Source organism: Priestia sp. D51 (genome assembly GCF_053345675.1).
The window spans coordinates 53,595-76,683 of sequence record NZ_JBLTIR010000008.1; the positions used below are offsets into that span (position 1 = coordinate 53,595).

Annotated in this window: 19 protein-coding genes; 6 read left to right on the forward strand and 13 right to left on the reverse strand. The window is 31.8% G+C overall.

What is annotated here, in order from left to right; translation table 11 throughout:
- The first annotated feature begins 40 nt into the window (after window positions 1-40).
- On the forward strand, window positions 41-637 hold the full coding sequence (locus tag ACNHOZ_RS24025; protein WP_255257728.1) for a hypothetical protein: 597 nt from the start codon (window positions 41-43) through the stop codon (window positions 635-637).
- A 243-nt stretch (window positions 638-880) separates the two neighbouring features.
- Here the strand turns inward: ACNHOZ_RS24025 and ACNHOZ_RS24030 are convergent, their stop codons facing one another.
- From ACNHOZ_RS24030 to ACNHOZ_RS24040, 3 genes are all read right to left on the reverse strand, one after another.
- On the reverse strand, window positions 881-2,518 hold the full coding sequence (locus ACNHOZ_RS24030) for a hypothetical protein (protein WP_168761501.1): 1,638 nt from the start codon (window positions 2,516-2,518) through the stop codon (window positions 881-883).
- Between the two features lie 148 nt (window positions 2,519-2,666).
- The gene (locus ACNHOZ_RS24035) at window positions 2,667-3,290 is read right to left on the reverse strand and encodes a hypothetical protein (protein WP_098334643.1); all 624 of its coding nucleotides are present in this window, start codon (window positions 3,288-3,290) and stop codon (window positions 2,667-2,669) included.
- A gap of 269 nt (window positions 3,291-3,559) precedes the next feature.
- Window positions 3,560-4,531 carry a helix-turn-helix domain-containing protein gene (locus tag ACNHOZ_RS24040; RefSeq protein ID WP_168761500.1) on the reverse strand — a complete coding sequence of 324 codons (972 nt, stop codon included), beginning with the start codon at window positions 4,529-4,531 and terminating at the stop codon, window positions 3,560-3,562.
- Window positions 4,532-5,010: 479 nt separating this feature from the next.
- Here ACNHOZ_RS24040 and ACNHOZ_RS24045 point away from each other — a divergent pair, with 479 nt between their 5' ends.
- Complete coding sequence (locus ACNHOZ_RS24045) at window positions 5,011-6,159, forward strand: tyrosine-type recombinase/integrase (RefSeq protein WP_447697307.1); 1,149 nt, start codon at window positions 5,011-5,013, stop codon at window positions 6,157-6,159.
- Window positions 6,160-6,541: 382 nt separating this feature from the next.
- On the opposite strand, the gene ACNHOZ_RS24050 is transcribed toward ACNHOZ_RS24045, so the two are convergent.
- The 3 genes from ACNHOZ_RS24050 to ACNHOZ_RS24060 are packed head-to-tail and all read right to left on the reverse strand — an operon-like array spanning window position 6,542 to window position 11,419.
- Window positions 6,542-9,229 (reverse strand): AAA family ATPase, encoded by a 2,688-nt coding sequence (locus ACNHOZ_RS24050; protein WP_447697308.1) that lies wholly within the window; start codon window positions 9,227-9,229, stop codon window positions 6,542-6,544.
- Window positions 9,219-9,755 carry an ABC-three component system middle component 1 gene (locus tag ACNHOZ_RS24055; protein ID WP_447697309.1) on the reverse strand — a complete coding sequence of 179 codons (537 nt, stop codon included), beginning with the start codon at window positions 9,753-9,755 and terminating at the stop codon, window positions 9,219-9,221. Before ACNHOZ_RS24055 ends, ACNHOZ_RS24050 begins: the two co-directional genes overlap by 11 nt.
- Window positions 9,755-11,419, reverse strand: coding sequence for a dsDNA nuclease domain-containing protein (locus ACNHOZ_RS24060; RefSeq protein WP_447697310.1), 1,665 nt, complete (start codon window positions 11,417-11,419; stop codon window positions 9,755-9,757). The genes ACNHOZ_RS24055 and ACNHOZ_RS24060 overlap by 1 nt, the downstream gene beginning before the upstream one ends.
- Before the next feature lie 662 nt (window positions 11,420-12,081).
- On the opposite strand from ACNHOZ_RS24060, the gene ACNHOZ_RS24065 reads away from it, so the two are divergent.
- On the forward strand, window positions 12,082-12,441 hold the full coding sequence (locus ACNHOZ_RS24065; RefSeq protein ID WP_447697311.1) for a hypothetical protein: 360 nt from the start codon (window positions 12,082-12,084) through the stop codon (window positions 12,439-12,441).
- A gap of 119 nt (window positions 12,442-12,560) precedes the next feature.
- Here the strand turns inward: ACNHOZ_RS24065 and ACNHOZ_RS24070 are convergent, their stop codons facing one another.
- Together ACNHOZ_RS24070 and ACNHOZ_RS24075 are read right to left on the reverse strand one after the other, a co-directional pair.
- Window positions 12,561-12,782, reverse strand: coding sequence for a DUF3006 domain-containing protein (locus ACNHOZ_RS24070; protein WP_209369453.1), 222 nt, complete (start codon window positions 12,780-12,782; stop codon window positions 12,561-12,563).
- 2 nt (window positions 12,783-12,784) lie between these two features.
- On the reverse strand, window positions 12,785-13,537 hold the full coding sequence (locus tag ACNHOZ_RS24075; RefSeq protein ID WP_421545571.1) for a ComEC/Rec2 family competence protein: 753 nt from the start codon (window positions 13,535-13,537) through the stop codon (window positions 12,785-12,787).
- Window positions 13,538-14,105: 568 nt separating this feature from the next.
- On the opposite strand from ACNHOZ_RS24075, the gene ACNHOZ_RS24080 reads away from it, so the two are divergent.
- Complete coding sequence (locus ACNHOZ_RS24080) at window positions 14,106-14,450, forward strand: hypothetical protein (protein WP_421545558.1); 345 nt, start codon at window positions 14,106-14,108, stop codon at window positions 14,448-14,450.
- Between the two features lie 185 nt (window positions 14,451-14,635).
- Here ACNHOZ_RS24080 and ACNHOZ_RS24085 read toward each other — a convergent pair whose 3' ends face one another.
- The gene (locus ACNHOZ_RS24085) at window positions 14,636-14,866 is read right to left on the reverse strand and encodes a helix-turn-helix domain-containing protein (protein ID WP_421545557.1); all 231 of its coding nucleotides are present in this window, start codon (window positions 14,864-14,866) and stop codon (window positions 14,636-14,638) included.
- A gap of 256 nt (window positions 14,867-15,122) precedes the next feature.
- Between ACNHOZ_RS24085 and ACNHOZ_RS24090 the strand changes: the two genes are divergently transcribed.
- Complete coding sequence (locus tag ACNHOZ_RS24090; RefSeq protein WP_421545556.1) at window positions 15,123-15,644, forward strand: hypothetical protein; 522 nt, start codon at window positions 15,123-15,125, stop codon at window positions 15,642-15,644.
- Between the two features lie 433 nt (window positions 15,645-16,077).
- Here the strand turns inward: ACNHOZ_RS24090 and ACNHOZ_RS24095 are convergent, their stop codons facing one another.
- From ACNHOZ_RS24095 to ACNHOZ_RS24110, 4 genes are all read right to left on the reverse strand, one after another.
- Window positions 16,078-16,704, reverse strand: coding sequence for a tetratricopeptide repeat protein (locus ACNHOZ_RS24095; protein ID WP_421545555.1), 627 nt, complete (start codon window positions 16,702-16,704; stop codon window positions 16,078-16,080).
- A gap of 37 nt (window positions 16,705-16,741) precedes the next feature.
- Window positions 16,742-17,455, reverse strand: a complete 714-nt coding sequence (locus ACNHOZ_RS24100) for a plasmid stabilization protein (RefSeq protein ID WP_447697312.1) — start codon at window positions 17,453-17,455, stop codon at window positions 16,742-16,744.
- Window positions 17,456-17,597: 142 nt separating this feature from the next.
- Window positions 17,598-18,452: a hypothetical protein gene (locus ACNHOZ_RS24105; RefSeq protein WP_421545553.1), complete on the reverse strand. Its 855-nt coding sequence runs from the start codon at window positions 18,450-18,452 to the stop codon at window positions 17,598-17,600.
- 1,276 nt (window positions 18,453-19,728) lie between these two features.
- Window positions 19,729-19,914 (reverse strand): hypothetical protein, encoded by a 186-nt coding sequence (locus tag ACNHOZ_RS24110; protein ID WP_048407641.1) that lies wholly within the window; start codon window positions 19,912-19,914, stop codon window positions 19,729-19,731.
- A 762-nt stretch (window positions 19,915-20,676) separates the two neighbouring features.
- Between ACNHOZ_RS24110 and ACNHOZ_RS24115 the strand changes: the two genes are divergently transcribed.
- Complete coding sequence (locus ACNHOZ_RS24115) at window positions 20,677-22,653, forward strand: primase C-terminal domain-containing protein (protein WP_447697313.1); 1,977 nt, start codon at window positions 20,677-20,679, stop codon at window positions 22,651-22,653.
- Window positions 22,654-23,089 lie beyond the last annotated feature (436 nt).

Here is a 23,089-nt window from a genome sequence, read left to right on the forward strand (position 1 = left end):
ATTGTTTAAGGAAAACTACTAAAAGATTAGGGGGATTAGAGTGAAAAAAAATATATTATTTTTCATTATATTTTTAGTCATAGGTATAGCTTTAGGGATAATATCTAAATATTTGGATAATTTCGCGGGTGTTGATGGAGATTGGTTTATGAATATTCCCTCGTATTTGGGAGATTTATTTACGAGGTTAGGTATCTGGATATTAATTGCTACAATCATAGCTGCATACAGTAAAACACAGATTAGTGCTGCTCTTAATACTTTCATATTTTTTATAGGAATGCTAATTAGTTATTATATCTATTCAGCTTATTTATTTGGCATTTTTCCAACCCGTGATTTTATATATTGGGGTAGTCTAGCACTAATTTCTCCCTTTATGGCGGCTATTGTATGGAATGGAAAGAACAATATAAGGTTAGCCTGGATTTTACCAGCACTACCTATAGCATTATTATTAAGCCTTTCTTTAGGAATAGGATTATTTTATATAAGGTTGAATTACATTGAAGAGTTAATTATGTCTGTTATTTTATGCCTAGTCTTTTATAAATCTCCAAAACAAATGGTGGTATTAATACTCGTTTCCTTTGTTCTTTCGTTTGTTATCAAACAAATAAGCCCATTCCATTTTTGATTCTACTTAGAGTTCTGGAATTAATAAAGGTTCTTTAATAATTTGTGGTGCCTTTTCCACACGAGTTTTTTTTATAATAGGTATTATATTTTTAAATAATGGATTCATATTTTATCAGAGGATTATACTATATTAATTTTATGATTGTTAAATCACGAATTATCGACATACGAAGAATTATTTAAAAAGAACAACCCTCTGTGTGAGGGTTGTTCTTTCAAAGAAATATTCAGGTTTACAGAATTATTTTCTTTTAATCTTATGTAAATGAAGAAGTGAAAGATAGCTATAAATAGTACTCAAATTTAAAGTGTCAGAATCACCATCTAGTAATAATACATCTTTAGTACCCCTAGCATTAAAGTAAGTATCTATTTCACTTTTTGTTCCTGATTTCCCCATAGATTCTTTTAAAATTTGATATAAAAAAAATGCTTTTTCATTCATAATATTTTTATTTTTCTCGAGATAATCCTTATTTAGCTTCCATAAATTATAAACTTCTTTTTCATCTTCATTGTAAGTGTAGTTTAAATCAAGACACACAATAATGTTCCAAACTTCGCCTTTATTAATTGCATCTTTTGTTTCAGATTTTAATTGTTTTATTTGCTTGGTATTTAACTTATAACCTAACACAGCTCCAGCTTGAAAAAGATAATAATTCTCCACTAATTCCGTTTTATTATTTAAACTATGGTAAATTGATTTAGTTTTATTTTTTGGAAAATCAAAATCATTTAATTTAAAAAACAGCGTTTCATAGTATAATTCTGTTTGTGAGGAGCTTAATTTACTATTTGTGATAGTCTTTTTTAAATAATTGGTCAAATAATGATTGTATGTTTTGTTAGAATCATATAGATAATCCATTATTAATTGCCATGTAATCATATCAATCATATTATTCTTTTCAACTGCTACCATTGGATAAAAGTTATCTTTTGAAGGTAATATTTTATTTAAATAATCAATATACATTTTTTTATATGACTTATTTATTCCTTTTTCACCTTCGTTTAAAAGCTTCAAACTAAAATATATATCGTATAAATTAAAGTTATAATTAAATGTATCAATAGAATTTGTAATATTATCCGTTTTTAAATCGTAAGGGTTTTTTAACAAGTTACTTAAAGAATATAGAATATACACAGTTTGTTTGTCTTTGTAATCTTTAAGAGAGGATTTTTTAATTGTTTTATTTGCTTTGCCCAATATCTCTTGATGGTATTTAGAAGTTGAGAACCCATCGTTTACAAGGCTAAAATACCAGTATAAATAGTATATCAAATTCTCCTCATTAGATTCTGTCAATATAAACTGACCGATAATTTCTGTTGCCTTATCGCTTTTAAATTGAGGTATATTCTTTGAGAGATAATAAATTATATATGGACTACTTTCAGTTAAGCAATTCGAGCATTGTAGTTGTTTTTTTAATTCCAGTTCCATCTTGTTATATGTATCTTTAGATAGAGTAGCGTTCTTTACTAAGGGATCTATATATGCATATGAAAAAGGGTCATAATCTAGCTCATTAGCTACAGAGTCACTATATGAATCAAGTAATTTGGAACTAACCCTTTGACCAAGTAATTCATTTATCTTTATGTAATAATAGGTTTGATCTAAACTCTCCTCATTAGAGTCAATTCGAATGGATTCAAATTTATTATGAGTTTGAGGCATTTTACTTAGAAACTTATAAAGCTTTTTTTCTTCTTCAACATTTTTGTCACTTTCTTTTATTCTTTTATTTGTATATGCTAATTCAGTTTCAAGAGTTTTATTCTCTTCATTATTAAAGAATAAAAAGGCGATCAAAAAAGTCGAAATAGCTATAAAAGGTATTAAAAAATACAAAATAAGTTTTTTCATAGTTAATTCTCCAGAAAAATTAATTTAATTCTCTCTTCTGATGAAAATATTTGTGTAGTTAGTACTGAAGCAGTGAAAAATGTTACTATCCTCTTAACAGCATATATAAATCCTGTAGGACATAAAGTTCTACAGGATTTATATATGCTTATTTTTTTACTGTAGTTTGACTATTTATAGCTGCTTTTTTAACGACTTTATTACCCCACACAGACGCTTCATTTGTTAAAGTAACTTTCTCCCAATTCCCTTTTAAAGCCAAATTGGATCTATATGAAGCATCTTTTTGAGATTTAGTATTTTGATAATACTTATTTCCAGTTTTTGCAGTAGTAGAATTTTTTGTAGTCGAAGCACTAATTGATCCACCAGTCGTACCTATTGTTACCGAAGCAGTAGTAGACGTGTTATAAGCTTGAATAGTTGCATGCCATTTTGTTTGAATATTCTTATGATCCGTTTTATTATAATTGGCTGAAACTTGATAATCTACTAGTCCTCCTGAATGAAGACTACTTAGCCAAGTATTACTATATAAAGTTCCGCCCGTATAACTCTTAACACTTCTTTTACTATTTGCCAGAATTGACATTTGACCTTCTGTACCATACTTTGGTGTTAACGCAGGTTGAGAATCCATTTCCGCAGCTGGAGTGGAGCTTTCAACAGTCGTCTCTTCATCACTATCTGCAAAAGCAGCAGTAGTTGATCCGAATGCAGCACCTAAAATAACCAATGAAGAAATAAGAGTTTTTTTGTTCAGTATTTTCATTTCAAAATATCCCCTTTAATTTTAAATTTTAACATTGTTAATAAAGTAATACTACCTTTCTAAATATTGTAAAATGTAATCTATATTTTAACATTATTTGATAATTAAAGTAAAAAAAATACATATTTTTTAAAAATTAAATTATAATATTTTACAAATGTATATTTACAATACTCGTTTTATTATATAAACAAGGGCAAGCCAATGAAAATTGACTTGCCCTTGTTTACTTCCTTCTTAAGATTGAGAACTTTTTAATCTAATTTATTTTATACTTTTTGTACTGCATATAATAACAACTCTTCCACATTCTTTTTGCCTAATTCCTTGGCTTTTTGCTGTAACTCTTCCTTCAGATTACTTGATACCTTTACACGTACTACTTCTAAATCGCTATCAATGTAAATTCCACGGCTGCGTTTATTAATCTTTCCTGAGACAAGAACTGACTCCAATAATTCAACGATTTCTTGTGCTGATTCTGTCAACAATACAGGTTTGATTTCAACGATAAATTGCTCTTTCTCTTCTTGTGGTGTAATTCTCATGTTAGTTGGGCTTAGGTACTGATAGAATAAATCCATGAGCTTATAAAGTTGTGATTTCGCGTAGGCTGTTTGCTTAAATGCAAATGTAGCATAGCCTTCTTTCGTAATCGTTTTTTTCGATTCAATTTCATAGGCTGCTTCAAAGCCGCGATCAAGTAATTCTTCTACCGTTATCTCTTCATGTTGCTCTGTCACTGCCATAATGGGATCTTCTACTGAGATAATACGGGCAAACTGCTCTTTCACTTCATCTTTCTTCACAAAAAGCTGAAAGAGTGCAATATTTTGTTCGGTATGATAAAAATGACGCTTACTAGGTTTACGGCCAACTTCATGCGTACGCTTAAACGCTTCTAAATCTTCTTCATTCACAAAATAACAATTAATACCCCGGTATTCTTCTTGGAATGCAGGTAAAAGTTCTTGCTTAATATACTTATTCACTGTTGTGACGGATATATCGAGTTGCTGCGCTACCTCTTTTGTCGTAAGTCCTGGCTTTTTTAACTCTTCTTGCAAACGAACGACATCTTCGATATCAAATTCATAACGTCCTTCGATATGCCAGTCATCTTTATTAATAGGATTTAATTTTCCTTGCTGAATATATGTATAAATCGTTTTCTTTGATGAAATAGATAATATCTCCATCACATCTTCAATAGTAATAATTTTAGTAGGATTATCAATCATAACATACACTCCTATTCTTTTTACTTCACCTAATAATTAATTATATCATATATACATATAGTTAGAGTTTAAAAGTTTTTATAATCAATATGTAAATGCTATAACTAACTTATAAATATTTATGTTTTATTATTTACTCTAAGTGATGACAAATAGGAGATTTTTCTACAACTTGTATAAGTGATAAACTATTTTTATAAAAAGTAAGTTTATACTTTTACTTTTAAATAAGTTAAAATTAATAAGTAATTACTATAATAAATAACTTTAAATATATACTTGATTATAGGTATATTAAATACTTGATGAAGATACTTAGTAGTTTAGATCTTATTATCAGAACTATTATTTCGTTTTAAAGGTTCTTTATCATCTAGGTACACATAAATACAAACTTAACCCTTACATAGTGAAGAAAATATCTTAACACAAGTAAGAACTATAAATAAGAAAACACATTTTTCAAAAGGAGAGGTTTTATGCGAGATTTCTCATTAGTACATATAGGAGCAGAAGTAAGGGAAAGAAAAGGAGATTTTAATAAAATCGTTTCACTAATGCTGGACACTACATACTACGATGCTTTGGAAGAAAGAAATGAGCATCACCAGCGAAAAAATGAAGATATGTTTAGTGATTTTACGGATGAAGAAATGATGTACTACTATGTCCATCAACGAAAGCATATCCGAAAGGATCGAGAACGAAAAGAAAATACAAAAACCGAATACTTACGGACTTTGTTGCAGTTTTATCAGTATGCGGTAAAAAGTGAGTCGTTCTTGCGCCAAGATGTTGACTATTATATAGAAGAAACTATTTTTAAAAACCTACGTCCTTGGCATATACGGAACTACCAGGATTATTTAAGCACCGCATTGTTAGGGAAGGGGGGAAAACCTTATTCACCTGCAACTTTAGATATTAAAATGACGATTTTAAAAAGTTTTATGAAATGGCTACATGAAACGAAGTATATACAGCATCCATTACACAAAGAAATCTTAAGCACGTCACTATCTGAGCAAGAAATTCCGAACCGAGATTTGTATTACCATGAAGTCAAACAGATTCTAGACTATTACAAAGATCATCCTATTAACCATGGATTGTTAACAATGTTGGCCATGACAGGATTGCGTGTACAGGAAATAGCTAAAGCTTCATGGGGAGACGTATATCTAGACAGTTTAAGTGGCTATTATCGACTAAGAGGAGTAGGGAAGGGGGGAAAGAAATTTGATAAGTTACTTCATCCATCGCTATATGAACGCATTCTTGCTTTTCGAGAACGACGTCATGTCAGTACAGTATTAAGTTCAAGTGACCAAGGTCCATTATTTCCAACTAAAGATGGAGGGTTTTATCAATATACAAACTTAAGTAATTATATTGTGCGTATCATTGAACGAACGGGATTACCTTTTATAAAAGAACGGAATGACAAGATTACGCCTCATTACTTCCGTCATTTTTATGCCATTTATAGTCGGCAGCAGGGAGCAGACATCTTTTTAATTCAAAAAGAACTAGGTCACAGTGATCGTAGGACCACCGAACGTTATCTGGAAAAGGTTTTACAGCGAGAACAAGAAATTGGTCTGATGTGGAAGGAGCAAGATTTCTAATAAGACAAAGAGCAGGGAGCTAGTAATAAAATACAATGTTTGAATCTACGAAGATAGCCAAGGAATGCTTATGGTAAATGTGCCTGAGGAAATTCACTTAGTTGGGGTTTTTAAGGTAGTTATACTCTGTTAAGGATGTAGGTAATAACTGTAATGAATAAAATTAGATAACTGTTAAATACAAACATTTCAAAAAGTAATCATTTATTTTTATGAATGATTACTTTTTGAATTACTAATTCTCTGCATTAATGGTCTTTAAATATGTTTAAAATAATGTAGATATTCCACATAAGGCAGGAAAGAGTGATAAACATGAAAAATCATGTTGAATTTATGCACATTCTCACCTGAGATTTAGTATAGATATACTATTTTAAGGTTAAGTAAAATGGATATGCTCAACCTTTTCATGGTCTAAATAGGGGCTCATAAAACTATAAACCTGAATATCCTTTTTTCTGTATTCATTCTTCTTAATAAATAACTTTAGAAAGTCTAAATCGTGGGTTGAGATAATTAATTGTTTATTTATGTGACCCAGTATGTCACAAATTGAATATTGATTTACATCATCCATATTTTGAATTGGATCATCAATAGCAATAAAATCAAGGGAATGTGTTTTCTGACTTTCATTTATTGCAAGAAATATTGAAATGGCTAGAACGTTTAACTGTCCGGAACTTAATGCATTTTTAGCGTTACTAATCATTTTATTATCTGTGTCATTTCTATCAAATATAACTTTAATATCTAATTTTTCATCTTCACTTTCAAAATATAATAAACTATTAGACGGTAGAGGGTTCAGATACCTATAGAATTTTTGAATTGAAGAGTTCTCCCTATTAAAAAAGTCTTTTGCCTCATTACCAAATAGGTTGGCTGTTTGAGTAATGTGTTTATGCAGATCTTCTATTACATTATTTAGTTCCTTTTTTTTCTTAATCAATACTGAACGTTCTTCCACAATTTTGTTAATTTGTTGTTCAATATCACTATTAATTCTTAAGGCCATATGCATCTCCGAAATCTTTGATAAAACCGAAATTTTACTATCTAATTCTTGAGATACATTATTTGCTTCTGATAATATATCGATTAAATTTTTATTATATTCATCCAGAGAAACGAACTCACTGATACGTAACATGATAAGATCTAAATTTTGTAGTTCAGATTTTGTCCTTTGAACTAGGCTTTCTTTATTAGTAATATAATTTTCAACACGATTTTTCGCTTTCATAAATCTTATTAACGAATTATTAAGATCAGTTTCTAAACGAGCTTTAAAGTTTTTTTGCCCTTTTGTATTATTTATTACTTCTACATCTCTTAGGTTATCATATAGTGTTTTTAAATTTAATAAAGTCTCTGCACCTTGTTGGTGGATATTAATCTGTTTTCTAACACCTTGTAACTTATCTTTTAAATCTTCCTCTGAATATATGTCTAGCTCCTTATCATACAATTTGTTTGATATATATTTATTAGTTTCTTCTTTAAGTCTTTGTAAAAGTAAATCATTATTTTTGATCTTGGTTGATATTTTATTAATTTCTTCGTTAAAAGTCTGCATTTTCTTTTCTAACTTGTTTTTTAACTGCAAAGATTTTTCTAAATAAGTTGTATCTTCTTTTATCTTAGCATTTAAAATAGTCAGGTTATGTTCAATGGAACTGTTAAGACCTTGTTCAGGTGTTGATGAGCAAACAGGACATTCGTATGAGTTGTTTTTGTTTACATAATTCTGAATATCTTTAACGTTTGATATTAGCTGTACTAATATCTTATTTTTATTGTCATCAATGGAATTGGATAATTTTTCAATTAAACTCTTCGCTCTATTTTTTTTGTTTAAAATTGATTGGTTCTTATTTATCAGTGTTTTATTTTCATCAGGTATAAATTGAATTTTTTCTAAATTCAATGTCAAAGATTGTCTTATTGATATTTGATATTCTAATTTTAACGCTGTATCCCTTAATGACCTTAATTCACTATTTACTCTATCAAAATCAAGTTCCTTAATCTCAAGCTTCCTCAAATTATTTTCATTTTCTCTTATTTGAAGTCTTAATTTATTATATTTATCTAAATGCTGCTTTTCTTTCTTTAGTCCTTCAATACGTTCTGTAACTTTTGTTAATAAAACTTTACTATCTTGAACTTTTATTAAATAATCCTGTTGTTTATTTTCTTTGTATGTAATTTGGTCAATTATCGTACTAACAGATTTAAAGTTATTTAAATTTAGGTCATTATATAATTTTAAAAAGTTTTCATTTTTGCTTTTAGCATTTGTTATTTCTTGTTCTAGCTCTTTACACTGATTTTCAACATTATCTGTTAAATTAATAATCCCAACTTGGGTTAATTTTGAGTTCATGTCAATAATATCAACGACTTGTTTAGTTTCTTCTTTACTTTTTATCGATTCATTGTATTGTATAAGGGTATTATTAAATGTTCGATCTTGTGTCTTAAGGCCAGACAATATTTTTTTGAGGTTATCTGCTTCATTTAACATTGATTTAAACCCCATTATATTTACCAGTGCTCTGTATCGTTCTTCTGAGTCTTCACTTGTTACAAAGTCTACTACTTGATCTTGAGAAAGTATGTACGTTTGCTTAATTAGCTGTCCATATGCTCCTTTTCCAAATCTTACATCTTTAAAATAATCCAACTTTAAAAAATTTTCAACATTCTCCTGACCTCTATGAATTTTCCCATTATGTTCCTTAATTTTCACTTGTGTGTTTCCTATTTGTTCATTATTTATATTAAACGATCTTGTTAGATGGTTGCCCCCAAATTCGATAGAAACTGAAACCTGTGTAGATTCTAAGTCGCAATTCCTATTAATAATATCTCGTTTAATGTCTCCCTCAGTTCCATCGAAACGATCTATCGTATTTGTAAAACACCATTCTATTGCATCAAAGAAAGAACTCTTTCCGAAACCGTTATCGCCGTGCAGTATAGTGATTTGTTTAGAGAGGTCAAAAGAAACTTCACCACTATAGTTCTTAAAATTTTTAATAATAATTTTCTCAACTTTCATATCGCTTATCCACCATATCTATAATCATTTTAATTGATGCTTCTACTTCTGTGGGACTAAACTTATTTTGACGTCCATTGTGTGTTGTTATGAAATCAAATATTCTTGTTAGGTAAGGATTTTCTTCCGAATTTGTAGTTACATTTGGGTCGATTTTTTTATAGCCTATATGATTATCTATAAAAGGAATTCTATCTAAATCTAAATCATTCCTTATTACATATTTTCGAAGTGATTTAGTATCCCTCTCAACCATGAAAAATGTTTCATAATTAATATTCTCACTAACACAGAAGAACAAATAAGCATTCCAGATATTGATTTTCTGACTGAGCAAGATATTCCTAATTTCAGCTGCGTAAGATTTTATATTTTTTAACTCTTGATGGTTATGAATTTTCTTCATTACTACATAATTTATTGATGATTTATATGTAACTGCCCCCAAATTCTCTATTTCTAATAAATCAATAGATTCAAATCCTTTCTCAATTAGTCGATTATTTGTTGAATTAAAAATGTCCACTAAATTTCGCCTCCTTGATAATTCCCCCAAATTTCTTTTAAACTTGCCTGAATATTGGTCTCCTCTTCTATAGATTCAAGGAAGTCTGCTATCAACATTTCTCCTGGGATAATATTCGCTTCTAAAGGTACTTTATTTAACTTTAAATCATTATCAAACTCTTGAATGTCTAAATCACTTCCATCACTAAATTTCCATTTCATAGATGAAATAAATTTTCTATCATTATAATTTTGAACTACAATATGTAGCTCTTTATCAATTAAAAATAAATGTTCATCTAAATCGTAACTTTTTACAATTGACTCTATTTTTTGTAATACATTTTTAATATTTTTTTTCTTTTCCATACTAAAAAAAGAAAACATTTGATTTTTTGTCTCACACTGTTTTGAAAGAAGCCCTCTATTATTAGTAAATCGAAGAAACGATTCCCTACCAATAATTAGGATGAGTATGATGTGAAAAAGTTCTTGTAGTCTGACTTCCCTATCTGTATCACCTAACTTAGAATAAATAGAGGTGCGAGTAGTACCGTCAATATAACGCTCTAACAATTGCCTAATATCCCCACCTTTTGATATCCACTCTATTAAATACTCTTTGTACGTGTATAGCTTATCTTGAATAAAACCAATATGATCGGATTCTTCAAGCTGCTTCAATAAATCTTCTATTACTCTATTAGTTATCTGAACGCTATCATGTTTATTAGTTGCCAAACTAGCAGCAGCAATACTTTTTATACGTATTTCTCCTAAAATTTGTTCAACGGATTCTTTTGTAATCATAAGTACTTCTGGATCATTTTTATACGTACATTTAGTACATAGATGTCCAATTAACATATGAAGATCTTCTATTTGCATGGTAATACCTGATCCAATGTCTTTAAATAACCACTTATTTAACTTCATACATAGATGATGTTTAAATGTTTCTATCTCGCTCAAGCTTAAACCTGTATGAATGTAAAATCTGCTTAGCAGTTGAGGAACTGTTTCTCCACAAATATTCTCATAGATGTAGGGTACACCTTCTTTGTCATGTACTGGTTCGGATATTTTTTTAAATAAATGATCATCAAGAGGAATGACCTTGTCATAACCTTTATTATCTGTATATATATCTAAGTTATAATCTCTTGTTTTAATAAAATGATAACTAGAATAAAGTTGGAATTCTGTTTTAAAACCAGAAGATTCCGGAGCTATTTCTGCATTAGATATTAGTTTATCTACCCAGCTATCATTCTTCCTAAAGGTAGCTTTTCCCATGGTTTTCAATCCTCTACTATAAATACCAGATGCCGGGCTAGCCGTAACGTCAATTTTTATCTTCTCACTAGTTTTAACTTGAATAAATCTGATATGATTTTCTTTACCAACAACAACATCGTCATGATGTTCCATAACTACATAGTCCCATTTACCTTCTAGCATTTCTAAAATGTACTCTATTGTCACTAAAAATTGATAATAAAATCCTGAAATTGCAGTTAAGCCACCACTCTCTTCTGCAGGAATGCTTGTTAAATAATTTGCTATTTCTTCACTTGGTTTATTTTTTATCTGATTATCTAATAGGTTTTGCCTATCATCATCTTTATTTTTATCTTTAATACTATTTAAATATTGTTCTATGATTCGGTCTCTACTTTCCACTATGTTCTCCCTCTTATAATTCGCCTCGTTTTAATTTCTTACAGTCAATTTTTATTGGACAGGTAAGTAGCTAAGATAATGATGTCTTCTATGATTATTATCAGGACTCTACGTTTTCAAATAGAGGTTTCTTATCATAATATTTCTGTAGCGATTGTCTTATTGAAATAATTAACATGCAGTAAGTACTATTTTATAATAAATAATGTCAAACAACTTATTTTTTTAGAATATTTTTACTTATATAAGAGTCAATAGTTTTGAAATGTCTATGAATGTGTGTTTTCAAGGAGTAAAAAGGTAACGAAATGTGTCTGAGCATTGATTCTGGTATAAGAATTTAAATCAGTTATAGTAATGAATCATATTTAAATACTTATAATATTCAATATAGAATGGATGTAATTGTATTAGTCTAATAAAAGCCAAATAGAAAAGATTGATTAACCTGGAAGAAACACAGGAGCGAGAAATTGATTTGGAGAAAATGTACGAATATGCTTCATTTCCGGATAAGGTTAGTGGGCGGTGCAATCACTGTACCTCAGCTTACTTCGTAAATTCTGTAAAAGGTGGCGTTTTCCTACATTAATATCGACAATGTGGTGTGAAAAAGAGCATATAACAATATATTTTCTTGAAAAATACGGGGGGATTTTAAATTGTGGGCTATTCCTATTGAGTCATCATTTACAGGAAGTTTGGCAAGTAAAATGTCTGAGCATTTCGAGGTATTTAAAGAGTATACAATGTCAGAAAGTGAGCTTTTTTATCTATCATCTTTACATCTTGATAATATTAGTACAGAGGAGCCTTTGAGAGCTTCTTACAGAGCTAAAGCCTTGTTGCGTATATTAAACGGCATTTTATTGCTAACAGATAATTATGTACTTGCTTTTGACGTGGAGAATATTAGTTTTATTAACCATATTCAAGGGGAAACCACTCATTCTTATTATTCATATATGTTAGTATTATCTATATCACATAAGCTTTATAGCAATTCCAACTACGGTGAATAGAGCACCTTCAAAAGATTTGTAGAGGGTAACACGTCATAACAAAAAAGCCGAAAAGGTAACTCTCGGCTTTTTGAATCATATGGTATCTATATAACTGTGTATACAATTAGCAAGGGAGTTTAATCTTCCCAAACTTCATTCATTAAATCTTCAATTTCTTTTGCCAGCTTTTTCGTTTCACTTTTATCAATCTCAACTTTATCTCCCGTAATATAAACGACATCTCCAACTTGTGTATTCTTGGGAAAGATATCTTTAGGATAATCTTTTGTCTTTCCTTCAATTTCAACAACAGCAAATCCCTCTTCAAATCGATCAATAATCCCTTTTATCTTTTTCATAATTACCTCGATTTTTTAACAGAATAAGATGTTCCATCACCAGTGATAATAATTGTACCACTTTGGTCTGTTCGCAAAATACTTGCTTTAGAGTTCTTTAGCAGGTTCACAACTTGAGAAGTAGGGTGTCCATAGCTATTTTTACCAACGCTAATAACCGCATACTTAGGCTTTACGGCATCTAAGAAATTCTTACTCGTAGACGTTTTGGCACCATGGTGCCCTACTTTAAGCACATCTGCACGTAGTGTCTTCTTTGCCTTAATCATGTCTGTTTCTGCTTTTGTTTCAGCATCGCCTGTAAATAAAAATGTATTTTTCTTATAAGTCATATGTACAACAGCACTCCAGTCATTTAAATCACTGTTGGCATATGTTTTGGTAGGCCCTACAATTTGAGCATTTACATCTTTAACAGGTAACTTTACGCCTGCTTGTGCTGTTTGAATCTTTAGTTTTTTCTTTTTAACAGCATTCAAAAAGTCTTTGTAAGCTTGAGTGTTATTACTTACTTTTGGTGCATAAACATTTTCTACTTTAAATGCATCAATAACTTCATCTAACCCACCAATATGATCAGCATCAGGGTGAGTAGAAATTAATACTTCTATATCGTCAACTTTTTGTTTCTTTAAATAATTTACAACCTCATTTCCTTTTCCCTTGTTTCCACCGTCAATAACAATGTCTTCACCATTAGGAGCTTTAATATAAATGCTATCTCCCTGACCGACATCAATATAATGTACTTTCATGGTCTTAGGTGTTGCTGCGTATGATGAAGCAGGAGCTGCAGCAATCCCTATCCCTATAGCGAGCGAAGAAACAATCTTGATAACACGACTTTTCATTGTTTTATCCCCTTTTGATAAATATATTTTTACTTGTATTTTTCATTTATAGCAAAATTAATTTTACTACATGAAACCATTTGTTAATACAAATAAATTTGAATATTTTTACTTATAAAGGTGAAAAAAGTCATGTTATATGTAAAGGTAAGTAACAAAATGGAGGTAAATAGTAATGAAATGTGCTATTTTAAGAATTAGGTGAGATTGACTTTTTAGTAGAAGTGGACCTTATGATCAAGCTACTACATATAGTTAATTCTAAATTCCCAATATGGACAATTAGCTTGAAAGAGAGGTGTTTTCAGATATTATGTCACAGGCCAACAACTAAAAAGTGATGGGTGTAGAAGATAAGCAACAAAGTATTTGTTGTGAAAGGTGTTTCTATACTACATAATCCAATTTAGCTTGAGCTCGGTGGTAACTGTAGTTTGACTGTTTTTAAAATCTTATAAAGGGGGGCATGTGAATGAAGAAAGAGCTCTTATTTAAATCGTATGTCTTGCTGTTTGATATTGAAATAACACTTGCCAGTATAATAGAAAAAGAAATGACCACACATTATGGACATTTATGGCGACAAATTTTTTTCGCTGAAGGTGGAACTCAACTCTCCGATAATCTCCCCTTATTATTTCGATTAAATTTTCTACAAGGTATCTTCACTGATTATGAATTACATGACCTATGTATATTAGTAGATGTAAAAAACACTTTGAGTCAACAATCAACTATTTCTCAGGATGATTTTGACCACCTTAAGTATTTTTCTCACCAACTAAACAGAAAGAAACTTCTCTCATTATCTATCTAACTTTATTTAAAGTGAAAGCTCTTAAAAACACCTAATCATAATAAGAAGTAAATAGGAGTTATACTTTTAAGCACTCAATTGAATATGAAAAGCCTACTTGGTCTTATACAAGTAGGCTTTTCTGCTACGTTAAAGTCTATAAAACATTTACGTATCATTCCCAAAATAATTATAGCATTCTCTATTCATATTTGTAGAAAATCTTCTACTTTTACCTCTTTCTTTAGCTGTCGCAACCCCTTATTTATTCTATAGATAGTGGAGTATTTAGGTATGTAGTCTTTATCATTACAAAGCCTAGATATAGTTGGGCGACTTAACTTTGTTGCCTTTTCGAGTTCTAATTGATTAATATCCTCCTGCTTATCTAACCATCTTCCAAATCTGGTTCGCTTCTTCCCTAAGCCTAGAATCATACAGCCATCTCCTTTAATAAGAAGTATGGACATTATGTAACTTTTTTAATCATTAGAAAAAAAGTTACATATAGGACAAGCATTAGTTCATATCATAAATTAAGACGTCAGAAAGAGACGTCAACTTAGACTATCAGGAATGGGGAGAATCAAGTGACAAAAGAACTAGCAATCTCGCTAATAAGTCGAAAAGACGTCTATTTAACGCTAGAAGGAAAACAGATGTTAGAGGTCATCTTGAAAGAGAAAAACGCGTATGAAGAGAAATAAGAAGTCGAAAAATCAAGTTGATACCTATCGACCAACCGTGCGGTACCATTCTATGTATCGTACATATGTAGATAGCCTGTTTCAAGCTACAGAATTAGATCGAAATCAAATTATGAGGTGTGCGCTTTTTACTGCAGCGCACAATCCTGTTTTCTTAGCATTAATGAATCAGTATAAAATGAGTGACGTCCCTCTCCCCTCCTCTCCGTGGCAGCCTTCTTCCCACCCGTTATGGATGGAACAAGAGCCAAACATCGAAAAGAAAGGAGGAGGAGAACATGATGACCTTGAGCGAAAAGGAACGGCTACAAACACTTCTACGTTACTTAGAACATCAACAGATGGCCAATCAATGTCAGGAGCAACTATTCAATCCAAACAGCAGCCTTCTACCAGTGAAAAGGCAGCACGAATTACGAGACGTCAGCAACCGATTGAGAGACGAACAAGGGCGGTTCCTACCTTGCAATTATCAAACAATGGAGGAATTAGACTCGATTTTAGATAAAGAAGTAGAAATACAACGAAAACTGAAGATAGAGCCAATTGAAGGTTCTTACAATAGCTATGTAGTGGGTGAGAAGGAAAAGAGAGATTGGAGTGGAAATATCTATTTAGCCTGTGTGGCAGCTATTTTAGCGATAGCCTTTTTTATCTGACGTCTTTTTAGAATAGTGTCGATATTTTGGTCATAAACATATAGCATGAATACAATTAAGACCGCCTTATAAACTGATACATAATGGGCGGTCTTTGTTGTAGATATTCTTCCAAATTGAATTTCAAACAGGAAAAACTGTCTCGCCCTAGATCAAAGAAAGAAGGTTTTTTTTACGAACTATTGGCTAATAAAACATCAGTTATTTATGAGGTGATATGTGTTTTCTCTGTTGTTAGTCTAGTCAGTACAGTCTTGGCTGAAGTTAAGCTACTATATTCAGCTATTTAATCACTCCATGGATTAAATATTTACCCCATTCCCTCATCGCAATGGTTTCTCCAGCTTCAGCTGCTCTCTGTAACCACTTTTCACCTTCCACCACATTCTGTTTCAACTCATGTTTTCCAGTTAATAATCGGTAGCCTAATATTCTCATAGCTATTGGTTCATGTACGTCTGCTGCTTTCCGAAGCCAATACTCGCCTTCTTCTACATTTTTTTCTATATCTAATCCTTCAAGTAACCTGTATCCTAATACTCTCATAGCCATTGGATACTCCAACTCAGCAGATCTTCGAATCCATTTTTCACCTTCAGCTTGATTTTCATCCAGGTCTTCCCCGACGAGCAAACGGTAACCCAACTCCATCATGGCCCATCGATCTCCAGTATCAGCAGATTTTCTGAGCCATTTTTCGCCTTCTTCAGCTTCTTGTTTCACTACCTTGCCGGTTAATAATTGGAATGCTAGCTCATTCATTGCTCCATTATCTCCAGCTAAGGCAGCTTGCCTTAACCATTTGATTCCCTCTTCTACATGGATGTTACTTTTTTCTTTCTTTTCATTGAAATCGATAATATCAGCCATGTGTTCACTCGTTGGGTTCTCTTCTTCATTTTGAGTCAAGACGTTCTCCCCCTAAGCACTTATACTTTCAATTCACTTATTTTTGATATTCATAAGTAACAGGAACTTTGTCCATTTTGACAGTTTTGGCCACAACATAACGACGATAGCCATCTTTTAAGATTTTAGACTCTTTTTCAATTGTCAACGGCTCATCTAAGCGTCCTGTGCGCTTCACAAAATCAATGACCTTTTGTGTTTTTTCAGGGTTTGGACGTGTCTTTAAGAACTCTTCAGGTACGATAATTTCATCGAAACTTAGAAGATCCTGTGTCCCTTTTGGCTGATTTGTTATTTCTTTCTTTTGTGGCTCCACCTTTTTCTCTTGAACAGGTGTTTCTTTCACTTCTGTCTGTACTTTTTCAGCTTTCTTCTCTTCATTCGCTGCAGAAGCCTCTTGTTTGTCCTCTTTCTTATCGTTTGGTTCATTGTCTTCTTTATCTTTCTTGTTCGGGAGAACGGTAATCTGGAAGCAGATTACACCTACTTCACCAGGGCATTCATCAATTGGAATGTCTAAAGTTGGTTCTCCTTGAATTAAGATCTTTTCATGCATAATACTTTTTTTCGTGAGACCTGTTTTGTTAAAAGCCTTCTTTGCAACAAATACTGTGTACGAAATAAACGTACTCTTCTTCAAGCCTTTAGGCGCAGATGGTGACCCTTTTTCACGCATATCAAAGGCAACATAGCGATCGTATTCTCGTAGTGGTCCTGTGGCTGATCCAGTTAAGGTAATTTTATGCGGCATTGTACTCCTCCTTCTACGAACTTAATAATATAGCTATATTTTATATAAGATAGTAAATTAAATAAATCCCCAATAATGAAAATAATGCAAAGAAACTCAGCCTAATAGCCGAGTTTCTTTATGTAAGAACTAAAAGTTTTACTTATTTGCCAAACAGTCTCGAAATAAAACCCTTCTTTTCATTCGTAACAGCTATATGTTCTTTAATTGTCTTCAATTCTTTTAATACTTCTTTTAGCTGTTCTTCCCTCTCATTTAATTCTTTTTGAAGTTCCATTTCGCGATTCTCATTTTGAATCTGTTGTTCAATATAAGAGTTTTTTAATTCAGAAAGAGTTCTTTCATTACTCTCGGTGGAGGACTTATCTTGCAGCCGTAAAGTTTGAAATTGATTGAATGTTTCCTTTAAAGTACTTTCTTGACGTTCCAAGTATTGAGACATTATATTCCGTACCCGTTCCTCTATCCGTTCCTCTTGTAAGAGTAAGTGTTTTGCTAGAAAACTTTCTATTTGTTCCTCGATTTTTTCACTTAGTCGTTCCTCTATCCGTTCTCCTAAACTAGTAATTATGTTATTTTCTATATTTCCAAGTTCATGCTGCAGTTCATGTATTACATCTTTTAATATGAGATCGTGAACTTCTTTTTGTGCTTTATCACGATCATTGTCCCGTAAATACGAAGATAATTCCTTAGTATCCCTGTCTAAAGGGGCATAGTCATTTGAAATAATTTGTGCTGCATGAGCCTTAGTAACATTCGGCTGAGCTAAAAGAGATTGGAATTTACGTAATGCAATAACATCGTGTTCTGTGAAAGCACGATTATCTCGGTTTTTTCCGTCCTTTACTTTTAGGAATTTATAGCCGTTTTTCTCTAGTTCCAGGCACCATTTTCTTAGATAGCTATCACTGATTCCTAATGATTCAGCAACTTCCCTTGTCCAATATGCTTTTGGTATTTTGTCACTTATCCCGTTCCACTGTTCTTCGTTCATAAATTAGTTACCTCCTTTTCAATTTTAAATGTTACATTTATGGATTTTTATGTTCTTTAGCCGTTCTTAAATAAATAGTGTTTCAACTCTTTTAGGAGTATTCAGTTGTAGGAACCGATTTGGATAAACAAGAACGGTTCCCGTTCCAACGTTCTATTTCTCAATTTGGAATAAAGTTTAAGAGAAAAAAGCGTTCTTGTGAAAATAATACTGACGCTAATAAATTGCATTGTTTTATGGCTTACTTTGTAAAAATGAATTTCAATAAATTAGTTCATGCTTTTCCAAAATAAAAGAACATGAACTAATGAAATATTGGTATTTGAAAGTATTGTTTTTAACATGAATATACTATCTAGAGTATATGGTTGTAAAGAACTTTGAGGTTAAATTAATTAACTGGTATCTTTTTATTGTTACATTTATATCATCCTCATTAGCTTACATTAGTCTTTTTATTTACAATAAGCATTCATTTCTGTTTTATAGATAAATGTGTTGGATGTTATTGAAACGTTCTGTATTGTTTAACTAAAATGAGTTATTTACAGGACAATAAACAAAAATTTTAGATAGGAACGGTTCCCGTTCCAATAAGTTTGTTTTTGAATTTGATTGATTATTATTAAGAAATAAGTGATCTTAGACCGTTCTTTCTATATTAATAATGAGGTTAATAAAAGTTACATTTGAGGTTGGAAATATTGTTTATAAAGGGGAACGCAACCCGTTCTAATGATTTACACAAAGAATTTGATTGAGTAGTTATAAGAAAAATCCGTTCTTATTCAAATGAAATACAATTCTACATGTAGAAAAGAGAAGAATTTTCTTCGTTTTAAGGAACGATTCCCGTTCTGTCCTTCTTATACGATTGGAACACATAGAAGAACGCAATAATAATGCGTTCCAATGAGAGGGATATAAATGAATATAGCAGATTTAGTTAAACTTAAGATGAACTTTTAGTTTTGGTGGAGATGATTGTTTAAGGGATAGGTGTAATAAGTTTAACTTAAAGTAAACTAAATCTTTTGGAAGGTTGTTTATTGTACAGCTAACTACTTTTAGTTGACCTTAACTTCAACTAAAAGTAGTTAGCTGCTCTTAATCTATAATATTTTATAAATTTGCTTTAATTTAAAACTAAAATATTATATTCTTTAAATTTCTAATTAGGCAATTTTCAAACAAAAAAACAGATTAGATAATCTGTTTTTTAATAAGTTTCAGGCTATAAAGGTTTCATTGTATATTTCATGAAGAATGTTTTGTATTAATCATGAAATCGATATATAGATGTTCCTTTTTTTGAATTAATTACGTACTCGTGAAGAATATGTCTTATTAGTCCAGCTCTTGTGGTACCACTATTGTTCAGAAAAGCTATTACCTCAGCATCTTTTTCTTTATCCAAGAAGAGCTCAATTCTTTCTTTTTTATTTTTGTCAAAGCTAGGCATTATTATTCCTCCATTAGTAGAAACAGCATTAAACAAATTGAATGTATTATTACTTTAGTCGCTAATCTTGTTATTTATAGTTTAAAATATAATAAATATATTTCTTTTACCGGTATTTTACTGTTCTTGCTTGTCAGAGTCAACATTACCGGTATTTTTTATCTAGAATTATTAATTTTTTATGGTAAAATATTCAATGAGCTATTGACAGAGTAGGTTATATACCGGTAAAATACCGGTATATAACGATTTGAATTGTCCTTCTTATTTCATGAAATGAAAAGCAGGTAGACGAAATATCTAAAAAGAGGTATATTGAAAGAAAGAAAAAACAATAGAAAAGATTAAGAGTTTTTTATAGTCATAACTTCAATTATAAAAAAAATAGATAACGTTCAAAAAAAAAGAACGTGCTGGAAACACGTTCTTTTTTAAAAAAATCAAGCCCCGCCCCGACCAAAGTTTGTGGCTTGAAAGTAAATGCCCAAGAAGACATTTGTTTATACTGTTATACACACATAATAACAGTATTAAACTTTTTTGACAAGGTTTTTTATGCGATATTATTGTAATAATTTCTACAAAAATAATAGAATTGTAGACAAATTTTTCATATATGTATTTTGTCTCTATCGTATAAACCTTTGAAAATAACTAAACTTTTGGGATTCTTTCAAGAATACAAGGCTGTTTGCAGGCATGGAGCTTGCGAACAGCCTTTTTTGTTTTTTAAAACAATCATTCTTAAGAGGAGGTAACCCAATGAGTTTAGTAAGTGTAGCTATAAATATATATAAAAATCAACTAACCAATAAAAAGAAGAAGCAATCTCAGAAGCAACAGAACGGTTACAATAGCCGTTTAGGCTGGGTATTCGTATCAAAAGATTTTACAAAAGAAACCACAAAAGCCGTTCGTACATATGGTTCGTTATTTAATGTCAGCAAAGACTATACATACTTTACGCCAAATACGTTTTATCGGAATGACCTACGTCGTTTAAGTACGCTACGTTGGATCAATGCGATGTCGATTGATATTGATGCAAAAAACGGTGAGAACGAGGGGATGACTCTTCCAGATGTGCAAGAGTTGATTACAGAAGCAGGACTTCCAATGCCTTCTTTAATCGTTCAAACGCCTTCTAAAGGGTTTCATGTTCACTGGTTTTTAGAACAATCAAAACGGGCTTCGGACAAGTTGAATGCACATTATAGTCGTATTCAAACGTGTATTGCTGAGATGTTAAAAGGAGACATAAATGCGATTGGTCCGGAGCGACTATTCCGTTTACCAACTGAGGAGAATACGGTCTTTCATTCCCAAGAGCGTATATCGTTTGATGACCTATGTGAATGGTTCCAACTAGTTCAAGAGCAAGATCAACAAGACATACATACATACAAAAAAGGGTTCTGTAAAGGCTATGAATCTCTTTTACAACATCCTGCTGTTCAAAAAATCCTAGAAGGTGTACATGAAGGTCAACGTGACACGGCTTGCTACACGCTTGCTCTTGCTTATAAAGCAGCTGGATACGCTGAAAAAACAGCAGAAGCATACTTACATAACTGGAATCAAAAAAATACACCTCAAATGCGCAAAATTGAGGTTAAACGAAAAGTAAAGAGCGCATATAACGGCCGTTTCCATGCTCCATCTGCGAAAAAAATTCGCGAGTTATCGGGCATGCTATTTAGCTATGTCATTTGGGAAGAAGCGAAACCACGTGAAGAACGTACATATAGTCATATCCAAGAGTGGGAAGGGGATGTATTAGCATTTATTCGTGCGCAGGGAGGACGTGTATCAGGGGCACAACGTGATCTTGCTGAACAAATTACGTCAAGTGTGAATGCTGACAAGAAAATCCCTTATGCTACGTTTAAGAAAGTGATTGCTAGATTGGAAGAGCAAGAAATCCTTTCGAAAAAGGTCTCTGGTAAAGGAAGAGGGGCTTCAACAGAGTTATGTATCATTGACGAAATAAAAGCTCATAGAGCTCAATCTGAAGCCTCAAAAAAAGAACAAGACACTGCTCCTAAAAATAATGGGCTCAATTCAAATACAATTAAAGATACGGTGGTGGGTGGGACGGCTCTATCGCTTTCTCAGGGTACAGAGGTTGCTCGTTCTTCTGAACATGGTACCTTAAATTTACCGTCCACGTATTCTACTAGTCTACAGACGGCACCTATTCCGGGGAATGTTCCTTCCTCCTTTACTAGTGCGTTGTTTAACCGGGGTTTTACAGATGGTCGTTTTATCTTTAGGGCCTGGGGGAAAGTTCAGTTAGCCTTTAAAGAGTTTGCTATTTCTTATCGCTCTATTTCGTCTACTCCGGATTATGTACGCTTCTCCGTGGAGGCCGTTGGCTTAACGGTTCAGAAAAAAGGTTCTGTGATTGCAGGAGATTTCCAAGGAGAAGATGTCTTCTTTAAGTATCTCTTTGGGGTGATGAAAGGGCTGTTCAAGAAGCATCGATTTTCTCAGTTGACTCAATTTGTGGAAGAGATTGAGCGTTTAAGTGACGTTATGTTGTCTCATGTGGGCATGGAGTTAGAAGATACATTGAAGAAAAAGCATGTAGTGGATCGAGAGTTGCAGGTTGCTAAGTTAAGAGAGGTAGAACGTGAAGAGTCGGCTCGTCAAAGACGCAAGCATTATACAAATCATGCTGCTTTTGATCTTACTTCGAGCTTGAATCAGTTCAAACTTTTTATGAAAACAGATGATTAATGTTCATAAAAAAAGCATCAAGAAAAGATCTAAAATTCTCTCTTGATGCGACTCACGAACGTAACTATTCTCCTTACAGAATAATCACTGTCATTGTATAAAAAGGATGAACAAATGGCAATTGCAACCTCGATTTTGTCAATGTCTGATTAAAGCTTGAAGAGGTATATGACTCAATAAAATAGCTCATACATAATTGACTAAATGTGCGCATGTTTCGTGACAAATATGCATTAGGATGAAAGTAATGAAAATAGGAGGTTTTATTACAGTTTTGTTAAAAAATGTGACCTTAAAGGGCTATGTAGTAAAACTTCTACTAGGTATTAGGTTGTTTTCTCTGGAAATCCCTTGAAGCACGTGTGGGGAAGGAATATCATGGAAGTAAGCAACAAACATCCTACTTTTTTCAAGATACTTTCCCTGAGGTAACATT